The organism is Burkholderia sp. AU33423 (assembly GCF_002223135.1).
Classification (GTDB): domain Bacteria; phylum Pseudomonadota; class Gammaproteobacteria; order Burkholderiales; family Burkholderiaceae; genus Burkholderia; species Burkholderia lata_D.
On the sequence record NZ_NKFH01000007.1, the window covers coordinates 1262217 to 1282970 of the forward strand.

The following is a 20754-nucleotide window of genomic DNA, read 5'->3' on the forward strand; positions in this document are numbered from 1 at the left end:
CTCATGAAAATCGGACTCCTGAATTGCGGCGGGACCATCACGGAGAGCTACCAGAGTGATGGGACGATCGAGCGTTTATTGGCACGCGATCTGATCGCCTTGAGCGGTCAGGCAGACTGGATCGGGCATGACATCGATCCTGTCGATAGCTGCGATCTGACTTTCGCGTCAATGTGCCGGGCGCGTGACGTCATGCGGCAGGATTGCGAGAGCGAAGCCTTCGTCATGTGTTGCGGCACCGACGCAATGGAAGATGTTGCCTATGCTGCCGCGCTGCTTTTTGATCGTGACAGGCCGGTCGTTTTGACCGGCGCGGCGATCCCCGGCGGCAATGCCAATGCCGATGGTCCGCGCAATCTGGCGGATGCTGCAAATCTGGCACGCGCCATGCCGAAGGGTGCGAGCGCCCTCGTGGCCTTCGCGGGACGGATTTTCGATCCGGTCTCGATCGTCAAGGTATGGCCGCAGGCCATTCAGCCCTTCGGACCGGAAACGGCGATCCGCGGCTCCATCGAGGCCGACATTGTTACGCTCACAGGTTCGGGCGCCGTTGACGACAGTTACGCGGAACTCGATGTATCCGACCTCGGCGCCCGCGTGGCGATCGTCATGGAGACCTTCGGGTCGCTCGTGGGCTTCCCGGATATCGCCGAACTCGACGGTATTGTTGTGGCAGGCAAGGGCGCAGGGGGGGTCTCGGCGCAGTCAGAGAGACTTCTGGGCGAAGCCGCAATGCATATCCCCGTCGTGCTGTCGACACGCTGCGCCCATGGTTTCCGGGTCAATCCAGCCGTAACCAAGTATGCCTATGATCGCGCCCACGACCTCGGCCTGACCACGGCGGGTTACGACGGTCTGAACGCATCGAAGGCACGCATTCGACTCATCGCCGAACTGGGTCGCGCCAATCGCAGCGGACAGGCCGGGCGCTGATCAGCGGACGCGGCTATTCAACGCGTTCAGCAAGGATCCAGCCGGTGCGGTGCCGGCGCGGGGGCCGGGTGGCGCCCGCGTCAGCCCCGCTTCGATCACATCTTCTCGACCTCCAGCAGGGTCCGCTTGCCTTTCACGTATTTGTAGAGCGAGATGGTGCTGTTCGTCAGGTCGCCGTGCTCGTCGAACCGGATATTGCCAATCAGCGTGTTCAGATTGGTCGTGGGCATGGCGGACAGGATGCCGGCGCGCGTGACCGAGTTGGAGCGTTTCATCGCATCGACGATCACGTAGACGGCGCTGTATGCAACCGGCGAGTAGACCACCGGATCGTGGCCGTACACGGCCTTCAGTTCCTTGGCGAACGCGGCGCTGCCCGCCATCGCGGACAAATCGCCGCCCGCGACCGAACAGACCAGATTGTCGGCGGCGTCGCCGGCCAGCCGGGCCAGGTCGGTCGTGCAGACGCCGTCGCCCGCCAGGATCCTCGCGCGGAGTGCCAGTTGCATGGCCTGCTTGGCGAAGGGGCCGCCGGTAGCGTCCTCGCCGCCGTACATGATGGCATCGGGGCGTTCGGCCTTGATCTTGGTCAGGATGGCCTTGAAGTCGGTGGCCTTGTCGTTGGTCGCATCGCGCGACAGCACCTGGATGCCTTCTGCCTTGGCGGTCTTCTCGAACTGATCCGCGAGACCCTGGCCGTACGCGGTGGCGTCGTCGACGATGGCGACCGTCTTGACCTTCTGGTTCTTCGCGTACTTCGCGAGGGCCGGGCCCTGCTGGGCGTCGGTGCCGATCACGCGGAAGGCGGTCTTGTAGCCTTGCAGCGTGTACTGCGGGTTGGTGGAGCCCGGCGTGATCTGGGTGACGCCGTTGTCGCGGTAGATCTTGGACGCGGGGATGGACACGCCGGAGTTCAGGTGGCCGATCACGGCCACGACGCCGTCGTCGACCAGCTTCTGCGCGACATTCGTACCGATCCTGGGGTCGGCCTGGTCGTCCAGCGATTCGATCTCCAGGACGACCTTCTGGCCACCGATGACCAGATTGCCGGCCTTGTTGATCTGCTGGGCGGCGAGCTTGGCGCCATCGGCCGCATCCTGACCCATGTGTGCAATGTTGCCGGTCAGCGGTTCGGCGCTGCCGATCTTCACGATCACGTCGGCGAGCGCGGCTTGGCCGTAGACCATGGCAACGCAGGCGAGCGTCAGCGCGGCGTTGACGGGTTTGAGTTGAAGTTTCATATGCTTGAGCCTCTTGTGGAACTGGGTTGCTGTTGAAAAGTGCATACGGCGTCTCCTATCGAAGTCACGACATCGGCGACATTTCAAATGTGAGTATTCGTCAGAGCAGCCCATCACCAGAGGGCAAACTGATTAGCATTGCATAGCGTTTGGATCGGGAGCCCGATCGCCCGTCAGCGGTCCGCCTGTCCCATGGGCTCCTCGTTCTAGAAAGATTATCTAGAATTAAATAAAATGTATTGTAGGGGTAAACGCGTAGTCTCTAGCCGGCATCGACCCGAGGCTGAACGACTTACTGGCGTGATATGTGAAGTTGCCGCGCCAGCAGTGCGCACGGCTATCGGCATCTCGGGACTGAATGCGATCGGGATGACGCGAAGTCTCGAAGACCCCCGAAGCAGCCACTCAGACCGCCAGGTACGAGCGGCCGATGTGGGGGCGACGGAGTCAGCCGGTCGATGCAACAACCAGCCGCCGCTGTCAGCCAAACGTCGCCGATGGGTTGTTCAGCGTGCCCCGGTGCATCGCGAACAACAAAAAAGGCCCTTGCGGGCCTTTTCGTAGATGAAGATGCGGACAACGCTTACCGCGTCAACGCCGTAAATCCCTCCAGCAACCGCTCGACATCGGCCGCCTGGATCGCCCCCATCGTCGAGATGCGGAACAGTTCCTTCGACAACCCGCCTTGCCCCGCGTAGATCACGAAGCCACGCGCCTTCAGCCCGTCATGCAGCGTCTCGTACGTCACACCTTGCGGCAACCGATACGCACGCAGCACAACCGACGATTCACCTTCCGGCAACACCAGCGGCATCCCGCGCGCCGCAAGCCCGGCTTGCGCCTGATCAGCCAGCGCCTTGTAATGCGCATGCCGCGCACGCCAGCCGCCAGCCTCATCAAACTCGCGCAGCGCTTCGACGAGTGCGTAATACGCATGCACGGAAGGCGTGAACGGCGTATTGCGCTGGTCTTGCAGCTTCGCGAGACGGCCGAGGTCGAGGTAGTAAGTCCGGCTTGCGGCCTTCGCGAGCGCGCTGCGGCGCACGATCACGAACGCTGCGCCCGGCACGCCGTGCAGGCACTTGTTCGCGGTCGCGGCAACGGCGTCGATGTCACCGCCGGCAAAATCGATCGCTTCCGCACCAAAGCTGCTGACGCCATCGACGAGCATCTTCACGCCGCGAGAACGGCAGACTTCCGCGATCGCGCCGAGGTTGTTCAAGCGACCGGTCGTCGTTTCGTGATGAATCACGGCAACGTGCGAATAGCCACCCGCGTCGAGCTTCGCACCAATCTGCGCGAGATCGGGCGCCTGCATCCACTCGTGCTTCAGCACGTCATGAGCGATCCCGTACTGCGTCGCGATCTGCGTAATCCGCTCACCATAAACACCATTCTCGATCACGAGCAGCTTGCCGTCCTTCGGCACGAGCGCCGCGATCATGCTTTCGACCGCGGCGGTGCCCGAACCGGTCATCAGCACGGCCGCCCACTCAGCCGGATCGAGTTCATACGCGGCGACCAGACGCGCACGCGCCTCATCCTGCAGATCGAAGAATTCGCTTTCGCGATGGCACAGATCGGGTTGCAGCAGGCTGCGGCGCACGCGTTCGGTGAGCGTGACCGGGCCGGGGTTCAGCAGCAGCATCAATGGGCTCCTTCAACGTGGGCTTCGGTCTGCGCGGCGCCGATGTGCCGCATCAGACGGGTCTTGACCTCGACCGGCGTAACGGTCGGGCGGGGCAGGCCGTCGGGCACGCCGGTGCGGATCGCGAGCCGCACGAACTGCGTACCGTCGGCCGGCGCGGCCAGTGCCGTATCGAGCACGTCCAGCGTATCGCCTTCGACCGCCGACGCATACCCGCACGCGGCGGCCACGCCCGCGAACGACACATGCTGCGATACCGTGGCCTGGCCGCCCGTCGATTCGTGCGCGCCGTTGTCGAGCAGCACGTGCGTGAGGTTGGCGGGGCCGTAGGTGCCGAGCGTCGCGAACACGCCCATGCGCATCAGCGCGGCGCCGTCGCCGTCGACCGCGACCACGCGCAGGTCGGGGCGCGCGAGCGCGAGACCGAGCGCGAGCGGCGTCACGCAACCCATCGAGCCGACCATGTACAGCTGGTTCGGGCGATCGTCGATCGCATAGAGTTCGCGGCCGCAGAAGCCGGTCGACGCGAGCACGACGGTCGAATCGACCGGCGTGTGCGCGATCACGCGCTGCAGCGCGTCCTGGCGGGTCGGCCACGCGTCGGTCGACGCAGCATGCGACGACGACTGCGCGGCGACATGCGCACGCGGCTTCGCGGCCGGGTTGGCCTTCAGCTCATACGGTGCGACGCTGCCTTTCTGCATCACGAGCGCGTACGGGCGGCCCGTCGCGTCCATGTGCGCGATCGCGCGGTCGAGTGCCGGGCCGACCTGTTCGGGGTCGGTCGGGAACGTCTCCCACGGGATCTCCATCGTGTCGAGCATCGCGGGCGTGATCGGGCCCATCAGCGCGTGCTGCGGCTCGTCGGCCACGCCCGGCTGGCCGCGCCACGTGACGATCAGCAGTTGCGGCAGGCGGAACGTCCACGTGAGCGACGTGAGCGGGCTCACCGCGTTGCCGAGCCCCGAGTTCTGCATCATCGCGATCCCGCGCTTGCCGCCGAGCGTCGCGCCCGCGATCAGCGCGACCGCGTCGCCTTCGTTCGCGGCCGACACATAATTCAGCGTCGGGTCCTGCAGCACGTAATTGATGAACGGCGTCAGGTACGAGCAGGGCACGCCCGCGTACCAGTCGAAACCGCGCTCGCGCGCGGCCTCGACGAACTGGGCCGCTTCGATCATTGCGCGCCCCCGTTGCCGGCGCCCGGTTCGGACAGCGGCGTCTGGCCGTGCGCGAAGTCGCCCGCGCGGCGGAAGTCTTCGAGGTCGTTGACGCCGCGCCAGTGGCCGTGCACGTACTGCACCTCGATCTTCTCGCCGGCGGCGATCAGTTCGTTGAGCAGCGACGGGATGTCGAGCGTGTCGAAATCGGGACGCGCCTGCAGCGTCGCGAGCGTCGCCTTCAGGCGGTCGACACCGGCGCCGCGCACGTTCAGCAGGCCGATCCAGCGGCCGTGCGGCGTGCCTGCGGCGACGTCGCTCGAGACGCGTTGCAGGTACGTCTTCTGGCCGAACAGGCCGCGATCGTCTTCAGCCGAGCAGAGTGCGAAGTCGCGCACGCTCTGGTTGGTCTCGGTGAGCGACGAATCGACCACCACGCTGAATTCGGCCTCGCTCTCCGCGAGGTCGCGCACGATGTAGCTGCGGAACAGCAGGTCGCCGTACGAGATCACGGTGTCGCCGGTCAGGCGGTCGGCCGCGCAGGCGAGCGATGCGAGTTCGCCCGTCTGTGCATGGCGCTCGTTGACGACGAGCTTGATGCCCGACGTGTCGATCGCATCGGCGCGATAGCCGCCGACCACGGTGATGTCGTTCACGCCGTGCGTCTTGAAGCCGTCGACGAGCCAGCGCAGCAGCGGCTTGCCGGCGACCGGCAGCATGACCTTCGGCTTGTCTTCGGTCACGGCTTCGAGGCCCTTGCCGCGGCTCGCGGCCAGCACGATCGCCGCGTTCGACGCGCGCGACGACGACGACAGGTAGATACGCTCGGCCGCCGAGTATTCGTCGGCGTCCTGCAGGCGGAAGATCTCGTTGACCGAGGCAACGCGGTCTTCGACGTTGATCAGCGTTTCGCTCTCGTGGATCTCGCGTGCGGTCGCCTGCATCGCGGAGGCCGACGCGCGGATCAGGTGGTTCGCCCAGATCACGGTGCTGATGCCGGCCTGGCGGAACACGTCGGTCGGCGTGCTGTAGTACTTGGTCGGCACGATCACGAGCGGCGCCTTGCCGCTCCATTCGCGCGCGAACTGCAGGATCTCGTCCGGACGCGACAGCTTGCTGTGGATCAGGATCGCGTCGGCGCCAGCTTCCGCGTACGCGTTCGCGCGGCGCAGCGCCTCGTCCATCCCCCAGCCGGCGATCAGCGCTTCGACACGCGCGACGATCGAGAAGTCGGGATCGGTCTGCGAATCCTTGCCGGCCTTGATCTTGCCGCAGAACTCGTCGATTTCCGCGAGCGGCTGGCGCTCGCCGCCGATGAAGCTGTTGGTCTTCGGGAACTGCTTGTCCTCGATACAGACGCCGGCGATGCCGCGCTGCTCGAGCTTCTTCACAAGGCGGCGCACGTTGTTGAAGTTGCCGTAGCCGGTGTCGCCGTCGAGCAGGATCGGCAGGTCGCTCGCGTCGGCCATGAATTCGAGCACGTCGACGACCTGGGTCCAGCTCGCCTCGTTGTTGTCACGCACGCCAAACTGCGCGGAGATCGCGAGGCCCGATGCCCAGATGCCCTTGAAGCCGGCTTCGCGGACGATCCGCGCGGACAGGCCGTTGTGCGCTTCCATCAGGAATTCGAGGTCGCTGCTGACGAGCATGCGGCGCAGGCGTGCGCTGCGCGATTCGGTGAAATTGGGTTCGCGTGCGTTCATCGTGCGACTCCTGCGGTGGTACGTTGAATCAGGGGGAGGATTTCTTGCGTGGCGCGAGCGACGTCGTTCGGGAAGTCGATCTCGATCCACGGCGAGCCGGTGACGTCGGCGACGTCGAACGAGTGACCGCCTTCGAGCAGCAGGTCGCGCACGGCTTCTTCGTGCGGCATGTTCGCGCGGCCGCTGTCGACGTAGCCCGCGACGATCGTCGCGAGGCGGCGCGCGGTGCCTTCGGTGAAGCGGAAGAAGCCGACCGATTCGCCGATCGTGTCGTAGTCGAGGTCGACCGCGAGCTGCTTGCGCAACTCGACCGGCACGCCGTTCTTCAGGCACAGCTTGACGGGCTCGTCGCCGGCTTCGAAGTCGCGATCGATCAGCAGGCGGTCGACCGCCTTGTCGGAATCGGCCACCAGCGCGTGCAGGATGTTCTCGTCATACAGCACGTCGGCGTCCATCAGCAGCACGTCGCCGCCGCGCGTCATCGCATCGGCGACGGTATGCACGGTCAGCACGCTGCCGAGGTCGTAGCGGTCGTTGATCACGATCTCGGCCTGGCGGCCGAGGCGCTTCAATTCCTGCTCGACCTTCTCGTGCTGGAAGCCCAGCCCAAGCACGATCTCGTCGACGCCCGCGGCATCGAGTACGCGCAGATGGCGCTCGAGCAGCGAAACGTCGTCGAAGCGCAGCAGGCACTTCGGGAACTGCGCCTCGGGCGGTTGTTGCAGGCGCAAGCCGAGGCCTGCCGCAAGAATGATGGCTCGCATGGGTTCTCCAACCAAAAAGCCGGCGGATCTGAACGATCAGTCGGCGAGCGGCTGCGGCGCACGGCGCCGCTGCCAGTTTCTTTCACTGAAATGCAGATAGAGCAGGCCGGGCAGGCCGAGCGCGAGTTCGCGCGCGCGTTTCGCAAGCGACAGCGCGAGCGCCGCGTCGGGCGGCAGTCCGACCAGCGGCGCGAGGAGCAGGTAGCCGCCTTCCTGCGCGCCGAGCGAGCCCGGGATCGCGAAGGCCGCGCCACGAATGGCCTGGCCGACACTCTCGAGCAGCAGCGCGTCGAGCCAGCTCACCGGGTGCCCGAGGAAGTGCAGCGCGAGCCACACTTCGGCGGTGCCGACGATCCAGCCGACGAGACTCAATGCGAACGTCTTCGCGACCTTCGCACGATCGCGGTACAGCGCACCGACCGCATCGTCGATCGCGTCGGCGCGGGTGGCCAGCGACGACCAGTCGCGCGGGCCGAGCAGCTTCGACGCGAGGCGCAGGCCGCGGCCGAACAGTCCGCGCCGCTGCGCCGCATAGAACGCGATGGCGAGGGCGCCGAGCACGCCGGTGGCGATCAGCGCGGGCGTGCGCAGATACGCAACCGATTCGTGCGTCGCATACAGGCTGAACGCGGCGATGCCGATCAGCGCGAACGCCATCTGCGCGAGCGCCTGCATCGTCGTGCTGACCGTGACGGCTGCCGCCGCGTCGGCCATCCGCGTGCCGCGCTGCGCGAGGTGGCGCACCATCAGCACGGGGCCGCCGATCTGCCCGGCGGGCAGCAGGCTGTTCACCGATTCGCCGACCCAGCGCGCGCGCAGCGCGTTGCCGAGCTCGGCGCCCGGCTGGCCGGGGCGGAACATCACGGAGATCGCGACCGCGTCGATCGCGAGCGGCACGACGTGGAACGCCGCGACGAGCGCGAGCCCCCAGCCGGCCGCGAGGAACGTGGACGCCACGGCGCCGACGCCCTGCCAGGCCAGCAGTGCGATGAAGAGTGCGGTCCCGAGGGACAACAGGATGAGGCCCGCGCGTGTCATGACCCGCTCGTGCGTCGCGTCGCCAGCTGCTTGAACACCTGGCGGAAACCGAAATACGCGATCGCGTCCTTCATGTTCGAGATGAAGCGCTTCCACGGCCGCATGCCGGGGTTCGTCACGTATTCGAAGGTGAGCGACACACGCATCTCGTTCTGGCCGAGCGGCGTGATGCGGTGGCGCAGCTTGTCGCCATCGAACAGCACGATGCCGCCGTCGGCGATCTGGACGGAGCCCGGTTCGTCGGCCACGTCCGGATTGCGCGTGTGCAGCTCGTAGTCGAGCCGGCACGACGATTCGTCGATCACGCCGATCAGCAGCGTGTAGCGGCGGCCGTCGTAGTACGACGTGTCGTAGTGCCAGCCGATGTGGTCGCCGGGCTTCGTGTAGTAATACAGCGCGTACGCGTGCGGATCGTCGTCCGGCGACAGCATCAGCTTGTCGCCCGTGACTTTCTCGAGGAACGAGATCAGCGCCTTCGAGCGATACAGTTCGGCGATGTACGGCGCCTGCTCGTCGATCGTATGACGGCTCACGCTGCCGCCCTGCTTGTGGCCGGGCAGGTAATTGCGGTTCAGGCTGGCCTGCATCGCGCGGGCGGCGTTCGCCAGCTTCGCGTGTGCGTCGGCCGGCAGGAATGCGTCGAGGTAGAGGAACGAGCCCTGGCGCGTGTAGTCGCCGCGCAGGCGGTCGAGGTCGAGCTGGCCGACGCGGTCGGCCACGGTGCGATCGGGGTCGGCTGCGGCCGCGCGCACGGGCGCGGGGCGTGCCGGGCTCAGCACGGAATCGTCGCGCGTGCTAGGAGTCATTTGGAAGCCTGGATTTCGGTTGGGTTCTGCGCAGCGGCCGGGTTCTGCGGGAGGTTGCCGCGCCGGACGATGCGCCACCAGTCGAACACGACCCACGCGGCGAACAGCGGGGCGCCGATCGACGCCGCGAGCAGGAACGGCTCGACGCCGTCGAACAGCGTGACGAGCGGCAGCAGGTACAGCACGTCTTCGGTCTCGAAGCCGCCGGCGAATGCCTGCTTGGTGCCGGCCTTGCCGGCGAACGATTCGATCCGCATGCGCAGGAAGAAGATCAGTGCGACGGCCGCGCCGGCCACCGCGCCGAGCAGCACCGGCGACGCGGCCATCTGGCCACCCTGGGCGACGATGCCGACGCCCATGCTGACGAACAGCGCGACCGTGACGAGCGCGTCTGCCGCGAGGTCGTAAAAATGACCGATCTTGCTGGATTTCCCGCTGATGCGCGCGAGCTCGCCATCGGTGTGGTCGACGAAGTTCGACAGCACGATCAGGAACGCGCCTGCATTGCTCCAGCCGAAGCCGCCGTGCGCGAGGCACCAGGCGCCGGCGAGGCCGATCAGCAGGCGAACGGTAGTGAGGTGATTCGGGGTGACGGGCGTGTCGACGAGCGGTCGGACAAGCGAGCGCGCCAGCCGCGCATCCCAGGTGCGTGGCAGGGGCGGTTCGGAACGTGTGGCGGTTTTTCTTTGGTCCATCGGCGAAATATATACGGAATTGTAATTTGGTGCTTTTTATTCGATCAATGTCCTGACATGAGGGAGTGTTACCGCGTCTTGCGGCGATCGGCCGGCCGAAAAGCGCGTGCGCGAAAGGGCGGCCAAACGGGGCTGCGGCATCCGTATTCCAGTGTGGTTCGCGTCGCGCGACTGTCAAGGACGGACGGGCCTCACAGGCCTGTGCGGCGGTGCTTTTCGCGCATTCCGATGAGGGTCGCGCGGCGCGTGCGAGCTTGACGTGCGTCAGGTCGGGACAAGCCGCATCGGGTGACAATTGGCCGCGCCGGACGGGCGTCGATCATTGTCGATCCGCAGGCGATAAATTGCCGTTGAAATTCGTCGATTGATACGCGTGAGTTGTCGATCGGTGACCGTCTTTCTGTCCGATGCTTTCGCGCACCTTTCGTGTGCATCCGATTTAAACGGTGCGCCTGTCACAGAACGGTCGTTCGATACCCGGCAAATCCGGCAAGGATCTTTTGCATTTAGCGGACATTTCGCGGCGATTGCCTCTGCGATACTCCGACCGTGCCTGTGGTGCCGGCCGCCCCTCGCGGCCCCAAGGGCTTCATGTCGCTCAGGAGACACCCCCCGCGACGTCAACGACAGACCCAAGCGTCAGAAACCAGCCATGTCTTCATCACGCATCCTCGCTCCCGCCCTGCGTTCGCTCGTCCGCACCGCCGACGAAGCCGCCGCGCTGATCCGTCCCGGCATGACCGTCGCCATGAGCGGCTTCACGGGCTCCGGCTATCCGAAGGCCGTCCCGGCCGCGCTTGCCGCCCACATCGACGCGGCGCACACGCGCGGCGAGGACTTCCGGATCAACGTGCTGACGGGCGCGTCGACCGCGCCGGAACTCGACGGCGCGCTCGCCCGCACCAACGGCATCTCGATGCGCCTGCCGTACCAGTCCGACCCGACGTTGCGCGACAAGATCAACGGCGGCGAAGTCGACTACCAGGATGTCCACCTGAGCCACGTCGCGCAGTACGCATGGTTCGGGCTGTACGGCGATCTCGATGTCGCGATCGTCGAAGTCGCGGGCATCCGCGAGGACGGGCTGCTGATTCCGTCCGCGTCGATCGGCAACAACAAGACCTGGCTCGAACGCGCGAAGCACGTGATCCTCGAAGTCAACTCGCGCCAGCCGCTCGGCCTCGACGGGATGCACGACGTCTATTACGGCACCGCGCTGCCGCCGCACCGCAAGCCGATTCCGCTGACGAAGAGCGACGACCGGATCGGCGAGCCGTACCTGCGCTGCCCGGCCGACAAGATCGTCGCGATCGTCGAGACGGATGCGCCGGACCGCAGCAACGCGTTCTCCGCGCCGGACGCGACGTCGAAGCAGATCGCGCTGCAACTGATCGACTTCCTGCGTCACGAAGTGAAGCGCGGCCGCCTGCCGGAGAACCTGCTGCCGCTGCAGTCGGGTGTCGGCAACATCACGAACGCGGTGCTCGCGGAACTCAGCTCGGCCGGCTTCTCGCACCTGACCGCGTACACCGAAGTGATCCAGGACGGCATGCTCGACCTGCTCCAGGACGGCACGCTGGACTTCGCGTCGGCCACCGCGCTGTCGCTGAGCCCGGCCGCCGTGCAGCGCTTCGCCGACGAAATCGCGACGTTCCGCGAGAAGATCGTGCTGCGCCCGCAGGAGATCAGCAACCATCCGGAACTCGTGCGCCGGCTCGGCTGCATCGCGATGAACGGGATGATCGAGGCCGACATCTACGGCAACGTGAACTCGACGCATGTGATGGGCACGAAGATCCAGAACGGCATCGGTGGCTCGGGCGACTTCGCGCGCAACGGCTACCTGTCGTGCTTCATGTCGGCGAGCACCGCGAAGGGCGGTGCGATCTCGCGGATCGTGCCGATGGCGAGCCACGTCGATCACACCGAGCACGACGTCGCGGTGGTCGTCACCGAGCAGGGCCTCGCGGACCTGCGCGGCCTGTCGCCGAAGCAGCGCGCACGCAAGGTCATCGCGACCTGCGCGCATCCCGACTACCGGCCGATGCTCGAGGATTACTTCGAGCGCGCGTCGCGCGAAAGCTTCGGCAAGCACACGCCGCACCTGCTCGCCGAGGCGCTGTCGTGGCACGAGCGCTATGTGCGCACGGGCACGATGAAGGCCTGACGCGGAGCGAAGCGGGCGCGCGCTCTGCGTGCGCCCGTCAATCCATCGCCGCGTGCGCGATCTCCACGCTCGCCGCTTTCTGTGGCGGGCGGATCAGCAGCAACAGCGGAATCATCAGCAGCGTCGCGACGAACATCAGCTTGAAGTCGTTCAGGTACGCGATCATCGACGCCTGCTGGTTGATCGTGCGGTCGAGCAGCGCGATGTCGAGGCGGCTGCCGGCCATCGCCTGCACGGCCGGGTTGAACGGCGTGATGTGGGTCGCGAGGTCGGCATGGGCGACCTGTGTGTTGCGCGTCATCAGCGTCTGCACGATCGAGATACCGATACTGCTGCCGATGTTGCGCATCAGGCTGTAGGTGGCCGTGCCGTCCGCACGCAGGTCGGGCGGCAGCGTCGAGAACGACAGCGCGCTCAGCGGCACGAACACGAGACCCAGCCCAAAGCCCTGCACCACGCCCGGCCACACGATGTCCGCTTCGGACAGCACGACCGTGTACTGCATCATCTGCCACAGCGCGAGCGCGGAAATCGACAGTCCCGCAAGCAGCAGCATCCGCGCATCCACGTATTTCAGCAGCCGGCCGACGAACAGCATCGCGATCATCGTGCCGGCGCCGCTCGGCGCGGTGACGAGGCCCGTCGTCGCGACCGGGTAGCCCATCAGGTTCTGCAGCATCGGCGGCAACAGCGCGCGTGTCGCGTACAGCACCGCGCCGACCACGAAGATGAACAGCGTACCCGTCGCGAAGTTCGGGTCGCGCAGCAGTTCCGACTTGAAGAACGACGCCTTGCCGACGGTCGCCGTATGCACGAGGAAGAACGCGAAGCTGAGCGCCGCGATGATCGCCTCGATGCGGATCTCGTACGAGCCGAACCAGTCGAGTTGTTCGCCGCGGTCGAGCATCGCCTGGAACGCGCCGATCGCGAGCGCCAGCGTCGCGAAGCCGAATGCGTCGAACTTCACGTGCGGGCGCGGCGCGCGTGCGGGCAGGAAGGTCATCACGCCGGCGAGCGCGAACGCGCCGATCGGCACGTTGATGAAGAACACCCAGCGCCAGTTGTAGCTGTCGGTGAGCCAGCCGCCGAGCGTCGGGCCGAGGATCGGGCCAACCATCACGCCCATTCCCCAGATCGCCATCGCCTGGCCTTGTTTCTCGCGCGGATTGATGTCGAGCAGGATCGACTGCGACAGCGGCACCAGCGCGGCGCCGAACACGCCCTGCAGCAGGCGTGCGCCGACGATCTGCACGAGCGTCTCGGACAGCCCGCACAGCGCCGACGCGACCGTGAAGCCCGCGATCGACACGATCAGCAGCCGTTTCACGCTGAGCCGGTCGGACAGCCAGCCGGTGAGCGGCGTCGCGATCGCCGCCGCGACGATATAGGAGGTCAGCACCCACGTGATCTCGTCCTGCGACGCGGACAGCGTGCCCTGCATGTGCGGCAGCGCGACGTTCGCGATCGTGCTGTCGAGGGTCTGGATCAGCGTGGCGAGCATGATCGACAAGGTCAGCATCGGCCGGTTCAGGGCGGGCGAGGCGGGGGCATCGGCGGCGGGGTTCAAGCGGGTGTCTCCACGGGGCGGTCGCCGTGGGCGGCGATCCGGTATGGCTGGAATTATAAGCACGCTTATTATATATCCGCTTATCGCCGAGGCAGGACCGGCTTGACCCCTATAATCGCCGCATGGACAAGACTTACGAGAACCGGATCGGTTATCTGATCGCCGATGTCGCCCGCCTGAACGGACGCCTGTTCGACCGGCGCGCGAAGCGGATCGGGCTGACACGGGCGCAAAGCCGCGTGCTCGCGTACCTGACGTGGAAGGGCGAGATGAATCAGGCGCGCCTCGCCGAATGGCTCGAGATCGCGCCGATCTCGCTCACGCGGTTGCTCGACCGGATGGAAAGCTATGGCTGGATCGAGCGCATCGCGAACGACGACGATCGCCGCGCATTCGTGATCCGTCTGACCGACAAGTCGCGCGAGATCTTTCCGCAGATGCTCGAGGTGGGTGACACCGTCGCCGACGACGGGCTGCGCGGCTTCACGCCCGACGAGCGCGATACGCTGGTGCGGCTGCTCGGGCGCGTGCGCCACAACCTGATCGATTGCGGCGGGGAGTGATGTGGCCCGCCATGCGGGCGGGCCGGACGAACGACTTGAAAACACCGGGCGGCAACGCGCAACCACACCGCGTTTGCCCGCATGCCGACATGCGGCGTTGTCATCGCGGTACCCGGCGCGGCCTTCGTCCGGCCGGCACATGGCGATGCGCCCGTCGTGCTCGACGAAGCGCGTGCATGGGTGTCGACGTTGGCCCGGTTGAGCCGACGCTACCCGTTACGGTCCTGCCGAGTCGATGTGCTCAACGGGCCAGCGCCGCGAGCATGAACGCCGCCAGATAAAGCCCCACCCCGTACGACAGATGCGTGATGAGACTGCGCCGCCGCGCGACGCCCGGGTTCGGCGTGCGCGACGCCGCGATGCCGAAGCCGAACGCAGGCTGCATCACGAAGAACGGCGCGACCACGCTGGCGAGGCCGGCGACGAGCGCGGGGAGCGGGGTCGGCGTGCCGATCCATTCCGTGCCCGCGATCGCGACGGGCAGCGCCGCGAACGCGATGCCGATCGCGTAATGCGCGATCCAGCCGAGCGCGCGTTCGCCCGGCACGGGCGCCGCGGCACCGATCGACACGTGCCGGAACCGGCCTTGCATCATGTGACCGATCCAGCGGCCGACCAGCGCGTAGTCGAGCGACGGAATGCCGAATGCACGCCGCCGGAACAGCGTCCACAGATCCATCACGAGCGTGGCGCCCGCGCCGATCAGCAACAGGTTGAGCAGGAGGTCGGGCAGGCTCATCGCGACCCTCCGCGGAGAAGGGCAAAGGCTGCGCGGTGCAGCGGAATACAGCATGGTTTCAGCGGTTTCATGGCGATCCGGGCTTGTCTTCATGGTGACGAACGACTATCTTGCAACTTCAAGTTCACTTGAGGTCAAGCATGAGCCGGCTGGACATTGCAGAGGTGGCGCGACGCTCGGGATTGCCCGCGTCGACGCTGCGTTACTACGAGGAAGAAGGGCTGATCGTTCCGACCGGCCGCCACGGGCTGCGGCGGCAATACGACGAGTCGGTGCTGGAGCGCCTGGCGCTGATCGCACTGGGCCGCGAGGCCGGTTTTTCGCTCGACGACATTCTCGCGATGGTCGGCACGGACGGCCTGCCTGCGATCGATCGCGCGAAGCTCGACGGCAAGGCCGACGAACTCGACCGCACGATTCGCCGTCTCGGCGCCGTGCGCGATGCGTTGCGGCATGCGGCCGTGTGCCCGGCATCGAACCATCTCGAATGTCCGTCGTTCCAGAAGCTGCTGCGCATTGCCGCGCATCGCCATCCGGCCCGCCGCACGAAGACGGAAGGCACGTAGGCGGCGAGCCGTTCGGTGCCAGACATCGCAAACAGGAACAACGGGGTTGCAGCGTGTGGATTTTGCTTGTGTTTCCTGCCGCGTATGCGGCATCGAGGGTCGCGCCGCATTACGGGGTACTCGCCGGGCTCGCGGCGGTGGCCGTCGTGATGGTGGCGCCGCCCGTGCTGTTGGCGTTGGGAATGGATTGGGTGACACGGCGGCGCGGGGGCGTTGAACCGCCTGTGGTGACCGCACCGGCTGTACAGACCGATAGTCTGGAGGACGAACCGGCTGATGAGCCCGACGACATACCCGATATGCCGCTTCGATACGGCGAGCATGCCCGATTCAAGCAACTGGTTCTGATTACCGACACCGAGCGGCCCGAGGTCACGCGCCGTTTCTACGACAAGGCGAAGCAGGCGATCGAAGCGTACGTGGCTGTCGAGACGGGGCGCGACGGTTCGGGTGCGGCGATGGTGTCGACGGCCGACCTCGCCCCGGCAGACGGCTTGCCCGCCGCGCCGCCGGACGAAACGCTGACCGTGTTCGTGTCGAACGACGGCGCGTGGTCGGGGTTTCGCGTCGGTGACGACAGCTTCCGGTTCCGCCACGGCGCAATCACGAGATTGCGACTCACGCACGTGATGCCGGTTCGCTGGAATGGCGACTACATGGTGACGTTCTGGTTCGACGTGCCGAAGCGGGAGCACAGGACCGATTACAACGCGTATTCGACCGGGTTCGATCTCGGGGTGAACCGTGCCGGCCGCCATTCCCGCTCGCTCAACCAGGCCTTTCGCCAGATTGCGTCGGTGCTCGACGTCCCGTTCGACGTCGACGAGATCGGCGACGACTGATTTATCCCGCGTAATACACGCGGCATTCCTGCTCGCGCCCGCGCACGATGCGCTTGCCGGCGAGCGAGCCGTACGTTTCGGTGAAGACGGTGCGCTGATGCTCGCGTTGCAGGGCGTCGTAGAAATAGAGCGAGACCCAGTCCGTCGGGCGGGACGCCTCCGGCGTGCGCATCGCGGCGTGCAGGCACAGCGCGGTGAAATGCCAGCCGCCCTTGGTCATGTGCATCACGGGCAGTGGCACGGTGTCGTCCGCATTCGGGCGCCGATGCGCGGTGACGCGTTGCACGAAGCCAGGCGTCGGCAACACGCCGGCGGCGGCCTTGTTGCGGTACAGGCGGTCGATGTAGAGCAGCAGTTCGACGGGCGGCTCCGTGCCGCGGCCGGCGTCCTGCACGTGGCCCTGCCAGCGCCGGCGGCGGCTCAGCACGTCGTCGAGCGCGGTGCGGATGCCGGCCGCGCGCCGCGGGCCGACGCCCGAGATCGTTTCGAGCTGGCCGTTGCGGGCCGCGCGTTCGAGTTCCTCGAGCGTATCGATGTGCAGCAGGTCGTGAATGCGCAGCGCGAGCGCGTGGCCGATGCCCGGCACCGCTTCGAACGCGGACGTGCGTTCGGCGTCGCCGCACAGCCGGTCGAGCTGGCGCCAGCGCCCCGTCACCAGCAGCTCGGCAATCGCCTGGGCGACGCCCGTGCCGACTTCGGGCAGCATCCCGAGCGCATCGACGCCGCCCGACTCGAACAGGGTGCGGATGTCGAGGTCGAGCGCGTCGACCGTCTCCGCCGACGCGCGGTACGCAGCGACCCGGTACGGATTCGCGCCCTGGTCAGCCAGCCGCTGCGCCGCCTCGCGCAGGCAGGCCGCGATATGCCGGTTTTCCTCAAACGTTTGGCTGACGGTCATCTGCATGGCGAGGGACCTGGGGACGCACAAACGGAATGGACACGGCTAACGATGCGCCGGTCGGCTTTTCATCATTGTCACGACACGCGATGAAGAAAACTTGACGCACGTCAATGGCAAACGTAGCACAGGTTCGAAGCGCACGGTCGTGCCGGAAAGCGGCACGACCGTGCGTCGCGTGACGCGGTCACGCGTCGAGGAACGACTGCGCGTTTTCGGCCTCGGCGGCCGTGCGCAACGCGGCGAGCGCCCGTTTCTCGATCTGCCGCACCCGTTCGCGCGACATGCCCGCGTCCTGCGCGATCGCGTCATAGGTGTCGGGCTCGGCGCCGCCGAGGCCGAACCGCCGGCGCAGCACGTCGGCCTCGGCCGGCGTGACCGACCGGAGCAGCGACCTCACGCATTCGCGCATGCGGGTGTCGGCCAGTTGCTCGAACGGGCTGGCCGACGCCTGGTCCTCGATCAGCTCAACGAGGCCGGTGTCGGCGTCGGGCAGCGGCGCGTCGAGCGACACGGGCTCGGCAGGCAGCGCGAGCACCGCGCGCAGCTTGTCCTCGTCGAGGCCGGTTTCGGCCGCGAGGTCGGCCGGCGTCGCCCGGCGGCCCGTGCGCTGCCGAAAACGCAGCGCATGCCGCTGTACCCGCTGGTACTGGTCGCCGACGTGCACGGGTACGCGGATCGTGCGGGCGCGATCCGCGACCGCGCGCGCGATCGCCTGGCGGATCCACCAGGTCGCATAGGTCGAGAACTTGAACCCGCGCCGATATTCGAATTTCTCGATCGCGCGCATCAGGCCGAGGCTGCCGTCCTGCACGAGATCGGGCAGGTCGACGCCGCGGTTCATGTACTTGCGCGCGATCGACAGCACGAGCCGCAGGTTCGCCTCGAGCATCGCGCGCGTGGCGTCGCGCACTTTCTGCTGGCCGTCGGCAAGCGCTGCGGCGAGCGCCCGCCGCGCGACCGTGTCGAAGCAGGCGGCTTCGCCCGCCGTGGCGCCATGCGGCGCGGACACGAGCGTGCGCACGACGCCGCTCGCGTCGTCGACGGCCGGTGCGACCCACGTGATCGAGCCGAGCAGGGCGGCGATGTGGTTGCGTGCGTCACGGTATTCGGCCGAACGGAAGCCATGCGCGTGCAATGCGCCGCGCAAGGCCGCGACGGCCGCCTGCAGCGCGTCGTAGCTGGCCGGCGCAGGCGTGTCGCCGGCGGCGTCATCGGACGATCCGGCTGCGCTGGTCGAAGCCGTTGCGCGATGACGCGCAAGCAGCGCGTCCACCGCCGCCGGATAGCCGGCGAGCGCGTGCAGGATCTGGTGGCGACCCGTCTCGATCTCGCGCGCCAGCACGATTTCGCCTTCGCGCGTGAGCAGCGGCACCGCCTGCATGCGGCGCATGTAGAGGGCGAGCGGATCGGTCGATGCGCTCGTGCCGCGTGCGAGGTCGCCGAGCATCGCGCGGCCTTCGTCGAGCGCATCGCGATCGACGTCGACAGGCGCCGAACCGGCAAACGGCGCAGGCGCGGCCGGCTCGTCGAGCACGGCGATGCCGATGTCGGCGAGCGCGGCGCGCACGACGTCGAGCGCGTCGGGACTGTCGCTTTCGGGCGGCAGCGCGTCGACGAGGTCGGCGTGGGTCAGATAACCCTGTTCGCCGGCGAGCGCCAGCAACTGGATGATCGGATCGAGCGGCGTGTCCGCCCGGGGAGTGGGCCGTGGCGTAGTCATGTCGATGGCGGCGTGAGCCGCGTTCCTGTCTGGGCGGGCCGAAGTCCGCTGGTTTCGGGCCGCCGGTTGCTCGCGAACCCCGTCCGCGCCGGCCAGCCTGACATCGTTCAAGTTGAGGGCATTTGCGCGAACTTCAACGCGAGCGCGGCAAACGTGCCAGCACGCGGCGTGCCCGCGCGCCCGTCCGGTGCAGGAAACAAAAAGTAACTGATCATACCGAGCGGAAATCTGCAGGGGACGTAAGCTAGAGTCAGGCGCGCGCCCGGCGGCGACGCGCGGATTCTGCCGGAGCAACACATGACCCCGATTCCTGCTGCGAGGTGTGCGGTATTTGCATTGACGACCCTGACCTTCGGCGGCTGTTATTACACGAGTCCGTATGGCTATGCTCCGTACTATGCACCGGCGCCGGCCACGCTGACGCAGCGCGAGATCCCCGTCACGCCGGCTGCACCGGGCACCACTGCGCCGGGCTCGGCTGCGGCGGCGGTCGCGCCGCCGGTGGTCGACCCGGCTCCCGTCTATGTCGCGCCGGCCTATCCGCCGCCGTATCCCTATCCGTATCCGTACTATGCCCCCGCGTATTACCCGGGCTGGTACGGCTGGGGCGCACCGGCGATCTCGGTCGGCTTCTGGGGCGGATGGGGCGGCGGCTGGCGTGGACGCGGCGGGTACGGGCATCGTCCGTGGGGCGGCGGCCACTGGGGTGGCGGCTGGGGCGGGCATCGGCATTGACCGGCGCGCGGCGGCACCGTGCGGGAGAGCATCATGAGGAACACGATTGTCCGAAGCCTGTGCGTCGCCCTGCTCGGCCTGGCGGCTGCGCCAGGTGTTACACAGGCACAGAGCACCGGCTACACGAATTCGCCGGCCGAACTGTTCGCCGGGCCTGCGCCCGACTATCCGGTCGTCGCGCAGATTCCGCCGGGCACCGCGCTGGACGTGTTCGGCTGCCTGAGCGACTACACGTGGTGCGACGTCGCGCTGCCGGGCGTGCGCGGCTGGATCGACGCGCAACTGATCGACTATCCGTACCAGGGCGGTTACGCGCCGCTGCTCGAATATGGCGCGATCGTCGGCGTGCCGATCACGGGGTTCGCGATCGGGGCGTACTGGGATCGCCACTACCGTCACCGGCCGTGGTTCCACGACCGCGATCGGTGGGAACACCGCGCGGAACCGCGGCTCGGCCCGGGCGGCGTGCCGCCGGGACAGGGGCGCCCGCAACCGGGCGGGCCGCCGCAGGCCGCACCGGGCGGACCGCCCCCCGTGCATGACGCGCGGCCGTCCGCCGCACGCGGCGGCTGGAACGGCGCGATTCGCACGCAGCCGCCGGCTGCGGCTGCGCCCGCGCCCGCGCCCGCGCCGATGCCGGGTGCAGCCGGCAATCCGCGTCCGGCAGCGCCGCCGCCGGCCGTCGTGCATCCGCCGCCGGCCGCCGTCATGCGTCCGCCTCCCGCGCCGGGCGGTGAGGGCCGCTCGATGCCGGTACCGGTGCACCCGGGCGGCGGTGGGGGTGGCGGCGGTGGTTATGGTGGTGCGCGGCCGCAAGGTGGCGGGAACGGCGGCGGAAGCCACGGTGGTGGCGGAGGAGGCGGCGGTCCGGAAGAATTCCGTCACTGACGATGTCGATGCATTCGGTCGGCCAGGACGAAAAAAAGCCGCTCCGGAGAGCGGCTTCTCGCTTGGGCGAGCGAGCGG

The 20754-nt window shown here is 67.3% G+C and carries 19 protein-coding genes; 7 read left to right on the top strand and 12 right to left on the bottom strand.

Annotated features, from left to right (window positions below; genetic code table 11):
- Positions 1 to 3 precede the first annotated feature (3 nt).
- Positions 4 to 933 (top strand): asparaginase domain-containing protein, encoded by a 930-nt coding sequence (locus tag CFB50_RS24285; protein ID WP_089447466.1) that lies wholly within the window; start codon positions 4 to 6, stop codon positions 931 to 933.
- A 95-nt stretch (positions 934 to 1028) separates the two neighbouring features.
- Here the strand turns inward: CFB50_RS24285 and CFB50_RS24290 are convergent, their stop codons facing one another.
- The 8 genes from CFB50_RS24290 to CFB50_RS24325 form a co-directional block, all read right to left on the bottom strand.
- Positions 1029 to 2174 carry a branched-chain amino acid ABC transporter substrate-binding protein gene (locus tag CFB50_RS24290; protein ID WP_089447467.1) on the bottom strand — a complete coding sequence of 382 codons (1146 nt, stop codon included), beginning with the start codon at positions 2172 to 2174 and terminating at the stop codon, positions 1029 to 1031.
- Between the two features lie 583 nt (positions 2175 to 2757).
- On the bottom strand, positions 2758 to 3822 hold the full coding sequence (locus CFB50_RS24295; protein ID WP_089447468.1) for a 2-aminoethylphosphonate aminotransferase: 1065 nt from the start codon (positions 3820 to 3822) through the stop codon (positions 2758 to 2760).
- Positions 3822 to 5003, bottom strand: coding sequence for a phosphonopyruvate decarboxylase (gene aepY, locus CFB50_RS24300; protein ID WP_089447469.1), 1182 nt, complete (start codon positions 5001 to 5003; stop codon positions 3822 to 3824). The genes CFB50_RS24295 and aepY overlap by 1 nt, the downstream gene beginning before the upstream one ends.
- Positions 5000 to 6685 (bottom strand): phosphoenolpyruvate mutase, encoded by a 1686-nt coding sequence (gene aepX / locus CFB50_RS24305; RefSeq protein WP_089447470.1) that lies wholly within the window; start codon positions 6683 to 6685, stop codon positions 5000 to 5002. Before aepX ends, aepY begins: the two co-directional genes overlap by 4 nt.
- Positions 6682 to 7449 carry a phosphocholine cytidylyltransferase family protein gene (locus CFB50_RS24310; RefSeq protein ID WP_089447471.1) on the bottom strand — a complete coding sequence of 256 codons (768 nt, stop codon included), beginning with the start codon at positions 7447 to 7449 and terminating at the stop codon, positions 6682 to 6684. The genes aepX and CFB50_RS24310 overlap by 4 nt, the downstream gene beginning before the upstream one ends.
- A 36-nt stretch (positions 7450 to 7485) precedes the next feature.
- Complete coding sequence (locus CFB50_RS24315) at positions 7486 to 8487, bottom strand: HpnL family protein (RefSeq protein WP_089447472.1); 1002 nt, start codon at positions 8485 to 8487, stop codon at positions 7486 to 7488.
- Positions 8484 to 9293 carry a HalD/BesD family halogenase gene (locus CFB50_RS24320; RefSeq protein WP_089447473.1) on the bottom strand — a complete coding sequence of 270 codons (810 nt, stop codon included), beginning with the start codon at positions 9291 to 9293 and terminating at the stop codon, positions 8484 to 8486. Before CFB50_RS24320 ends, CFB50_RS24315 begins: the two co-directional genes overlap by 4 nt.
- Complete coding sequence (locus CFB50_RS24325) at positions 9290 to 9988, bottom strand: CDP-alcohol phosphatidyltransferase family protein (RefSeq protein ID WP_089442772.1); 699 nt, start codon at positions 9986 to 9988, stop codon at positions 9290 to 9292. Before CFB50_RS24325 ends, CFB50_RS24320 begins: the two co-directional genes overlap by 4 nt.
- Before the next feature lie 652 nt (positions 9989 to 10640).
- Between CFB50_RS24325 and CFB50_RS24330 the strand changes: the two genes are divergently transcribed.
- On the top strand, positions 10641 to 12155 hold the full coding sequence (locus tag CFB50_RS24330; protein WP_069251323.1) for an acetyl-CoA hydrolase/transferase family protein: 1515 nt from the start codon (positions 10641 to 10643) through the stop codon (positions 12153 to 12155).
- A 37-nt stretch (positions 12156 to 12192) separates the two neighbouring features.
- On the opposite strand, the gene CFB50_RS24335 is transcribed toward CFB50_RS24330, so the two are convergent.
- Positions 12193 to 13722, bottom strand: a complete 1530-nt coding sequence (locus CFB50_RS24335) for a DHA2 family efflux MFS transporter permease subunit (RefSeq protein ID WP_089447474.1) — start codon at positions 13720 to 13722, stop codon at positions 12193 to 12195.
- A gap of 122 nt (positions 13723 to 13844) precedes the next feature.
- Between CFB50_RS24335 and CFB50_RS24340 the strand changes: the two genes are divergently transcribed.
- The gene (locus CFB50_RS24340; protein ID WP_047850156.1) at positions 13845 to 14285 is read left to right on the top strand and encodes a MarR family winged helix-turn-helix transcriptional regulator; all 441 of its coding nucleotides are present in this window, start codon (positions 13845 to 13847) and stop codon (positions 14283 to 14285) included.
- Between the two features lie 241 nt (positions 14286 to 14526).
- Here the strand turns inward: CFB50_RS24340 and CFB50_RS24345 are convergent, their stop codons facing one another.
- Positions 14527 to 15024: a DUF2938 domain-containing protein gene (locus tag CFB50_RS24345; protein WP_089447475.1), complete on the bottom strand. Its 498-nt coding sequence runs from the start codon at positions 15022 to 15024 to the stop codon at positions 14527 to 14529.
- A 140-nt stretch (positions 15025 to 15164) separates the two neighbouring features.
- On the opposite strand from CFB50_RS24345, the gene CFB50_RS24350 reads away from it, so the two are divergent.
- Both CFB50_RS24350 and CFB50_RS38955 read left to right on the top strand, forming a co-directional pair.
- A complete protein-coding gene (locus CFB50_RS24350) occupies positions 15165 to 15590 on the top strand; it encodes a helix-turn-helix domain-containing protein (protein ID WP_089447476.1) in 426 nt (141 codons plus the stop codon).
- A gap of 137 nt (positions 15591 to 15727) precedes the next feature.
- Positions 15728 to 16432 carry a hypothetical protein gene (locus tag CFB50_RS38955; RefSeq protein WP_179254219.1) on the top strand — a complete coding sequence of 235 codons (705 nt, stop codon included), beginning with the start codon at positions 15728 to 15730 and terminating at the stop codon, positions 16430 to 16432.
- Between the two features lies 1 nt (position 16433).
- Here CFB50_RS38955 and CFB50_RS24360 read toward each other — a convergent pair whose 3' ends face one another.
- On the bottom strand, positions 16434 to 17336 hold the full coding sequence (locus tag CFB50_RS24360) for a helix-hairpin-helix domain-containing protein (protein ID WP_089447478.1): 903 nt from the start codon (positions 17334 to 17336) through the stop codon (positions 16434 to 16436).
- A gap of 181 nt (positions 17337 to 17517) precedes the next feature.
- A complete protein-coding gene (locus tag CFB50_RS24365) occupies positions 17518 to 19053 on the bottom strand; it encodes a sigma-70 family RNA polymerase sigma factor (RefSeq protein ID WP_089447479.1) in 1536 nt (511 codons plus the stop codon).
- Between the two features lie 297 nt (positions 19054 to 19350).
- On the opposite strand from CFB50_RS24365, the gene CFB50_RS24370 reads away from it, so the two are divergent.
- Complete coding sequence (locus CFB50_RS24370) at positions 19351 to 19788, top strand: hypothetical protein (protein ID WP_089447480.1); 438 nt, start codon at positions 19351 to 19353, stop codon at positions 19786 to 19788.
- A gap of 33 nt (positions 19789 to 19821) precedes the next feature.
- On the top strand, positions 19822 to 20676 hold the full coding sequence (locus tag CFB50_RS24375; protein WP_089447481.1) for an SH3 domain-containing protein: 855 nt from the start codon (positions 19822 to 19824) through the stop codon (positions 20674 to 20676).
- Positions 20677 to 20754: the final 78 nt, after the last annotated feature.